The organism is Nocardiopsis rhodophaea (assembly GCF_039530945.1).
GTDB lineage: Bacteria > Actinomycetota > Actinomycetes > Streptosporangiales > Streptosporangiaceae > Nocardiopsis_C > Nocardiopsis_C rhodophaea.
On record NZ_BAAAPC010000044.1, the window covers coordinates 1 to 2,895 of the forward strand.

1 protein-coding gene and 1 pseudogene are annotated in these 2,895 nt (G+C 66.8%); one reads left to right on the top strand and one right to left on the bottom strand.

Features of this window, described 5'->3' with window-relative positions:
* Positions 1–2: 2 nt before the first annotated feature.
* Positions 3–1,518, bottom strand: a pseudogene (locus ABD259_RS25555) (IS1634 family transposase).
* A gap of 364 nt (positions 1,519–1,882) precedes the next feature.
* Here ABD259_RS25555 and ABD259_RS25560 point away from each other — a divergent pair.
* Positions 1,883–2,895: IS701 family transposase (locus ABD259_RS25560; protein WP_425573579.1), on the top strand; the 1,013-nt coding region annotated here is incomplete at its 3' end.

The window sequence follows — 2,895 nt, forward strand, 5'->3', positions numbered from 1 at the left end:
AGTTAGTGCGCACCCGCACTGCTATGGGTGCGACCGAGCGCGCTGCGGAGGCCGTCAGGTAGAGGGTCTGCGGCGGTAAGGGTGTGCCCTCCGGCCTGGATCTCGATCGTTCGGTAGCGGCGGGCGGTGCGGACGAACTTCGTGATCGGCCAGCCGGTGCGCTCTTCGATCCAGCGGCCCACGGCCAGCGCGGCGAACACGATCGTCAGATGCGCTTCGATCGAGTCGCGTTTGCGGTGGTAGACGGGGCGCGCCTTCAGATCGTGCTTGGACATGCGAAACGATGTCTCGATCTAAAACAGCCGGGGGTAGGCGCCGATCACGAACTCGGCGGTGGCCTGGAGGTTGGTGGTGTATCCCTTGAGTCCGGCCAGCGCCCGGGCCTTGGCCTCCAGGGTCCGGTTGACTTTCCCTGTGCCGCCGGACAGAGCGATGAACCGGTTCCGCTTGATGGGGACGCTCCCGGCCACCGCCTTGGCGGCTCTGGCGACCTGCTCCTCGATGCCGCGCAGGGTGCGCCGCGCGCGATCACGGCGGTACTGGTAGTAGATGATCTGGTCACGGCGGTTGCCGGTGGGGCCGGCGGGCCAGGGCTGGGTGAAGATGTGCCCGTCGGGGATGTCCTGGTCGGGGTGGTCGCGGCGCCACTGGGCGACCGTGTAGGGGACCTCAGGGATGCGCATGCCCAGGATGAACGACAGCCCCGCTTCGTCGATGGCCCGCTTGTTGGCTTGCGAGATCATGCCCGCGTCCGCCACGACCGTCACGTCGGGCAGCCGGTGGGTGGCCATGAACGCCTGGATGACCGGCAGCATCGTCGTGGTCTCGGCCTTGTTGCCCTCGAACGCGTTGACCATCAGCGGGAACCCCGAGGCGTCGGTGAGCAGCCCGATGGTGATCTGCGGCTCCAGACGGCGTTCCGTGGAGAAGCCGGGCTCGCGGAAACCGTTGCCCGCATCGGTCTGGAAGTCCAGCGTGGAATCGTGGTAGAGGACGAGGCTGGCCGGGCCCAGCCCGGTGTGCCGGGCGCATGCCGCGGCCAGCCGTTGCCGCCACGCTTCGGTCGCGAAGATGGACCGGCGGCGGTTCACCGTCGGATGCGACGGCGGGCTGATCCCCGCCTCCTGCAGGACCCACAGCGAGTCGAGCTTGCTGGTGGGTTCGATGACCCGCGCCAGCACCAGGGCCCTAAACACCGCGTCTGCGTCGGTTGCGCGGTCGAACCCGAGCACTTCCTAGGCCCGCGGGCCCGTCTCACAGGTGCCCCATGCGCGAAGAGGTGATCGGAAGCGGCCCGCCGTGACCTCCCGCCGCCCCCCGACGCGTTGCCGATGCCCGGGTCGAGCTCGCCCTGCCCGGTGGCCATAGGCTGCCGCGCGGCTGCTTTGAGCGCTTCGAGCTCTTCCTCGTCGTGGGCTGAGCCGAGGTGCTCGATGTCCGCGAGCCGCGGGGTGCGGAGTGCATGATCTGCACCGCTGTCGGGCCCGAGGCCGTCTTCACCGTGTGGGCATAGGCCATGCGCCCAGCCTAGAAGGCTCGTTTAGTGTGCAGGTTCATCCACCCCAGACGACAAAATCCCAGGTCAAAGTCTCGCACTCAGCCAACACTGCCGCAGTTGATAAAAGTCAGGAAGTGCTGCCACGCGTCCACCCTCCATGAGAGACCCACTCTAGGAACCACGTCCGGCCACAGCACTAAAGATCAGGTCATACACCCCTCTTGGGCCCACAGAGGCACTTTTTGGGCCCGTGGGCCCTTCCGGCGGACCCAATAGCCCTATAAGGTCCCGAAGGTTTCCGGGAAACATTGGTTTAGTACTGCAACGACAGGTTGCGATGTGGGGGGCACACACGGTAGGCAACCGTGTGTGCCCCCCACTGAACTGGAAACCTGGTCGCGGGAGTTCTCCGATTTCCTCGCCTGCTTCGCCCACCGCTTCCCCCGCGTGGAGTCCCGCCGCCAGGCTGCCTCCTACCTGCGCGGACTCCTCAGCGAACTGGAACGCAAGAACGGCTGGACCCTGGCCGAGATGATCGGCGAGCACGGCCCCCAACGCCTCCAGCGCCTGCTCAACTTCTATGCCTGGGACACCGACGGGCTGCGCGATGACATCCGCGACCTGGCCGCACAAGCCCTGGGCGATGCCGACCACGGGGTGCTCATCCTGGACGACACCGGCTTTTTGAAGAAGGGCACGAAGTCGGCGGGGGTGGCCCGCCAGTACTCCGGCACCGCGGGCCGGATCGAGAACTGCCAGATCGGCGTGTTCTTGGCCTATGCCGGCGTTCACGGGCGGGCACTGATCGATCGGGAGCTGTACGTGCCCAAAGCATGGGCTGAAGACCGCGACCGGTGCCGGGCCGCGGGAATCGGCGACGATATCGACTTCGCGACCAAGAACGAACTCGCCCACGCGATGCTGCAGCGGGCCGTGGAATCCGGCATCCCTTTCGGATGGGTCACCGCAGACGAGGCCTACGGCCAGGTGAGCCGCCTTCGGCTATGGATGGAAGCCCACGGCATCCGTCATGTGGTCGCGGTTCCCAAGTCCCAGATGGTCATCACGATGAACCTGGGCCAAGAACGCGCCCACCGGTTGATCGCCGCGATACCCGAGCAGGCATGGGAGCGGCTCAGCTGCGGCGATGGCGCCCACGGGCCGCGCGTCTACGACTGGGCGCGGGCCGATATCCGCCCCTGGCGCGAGGAAGGCAAAGGGCGCTGGCTGCTGGCCCGCAGAAGCATCACCGACCCCGATGAGACGGCCTACTACATCTGCTTCGCCGATGAACACACCCCGCTTGAAGAACTGGCACGGGTGGCCGCGTCCCGGTGGGCGATCGAGGAATGCTTCCAGGCCGCCAAGAACGAGACCGGGCTGGACCACTACCAACC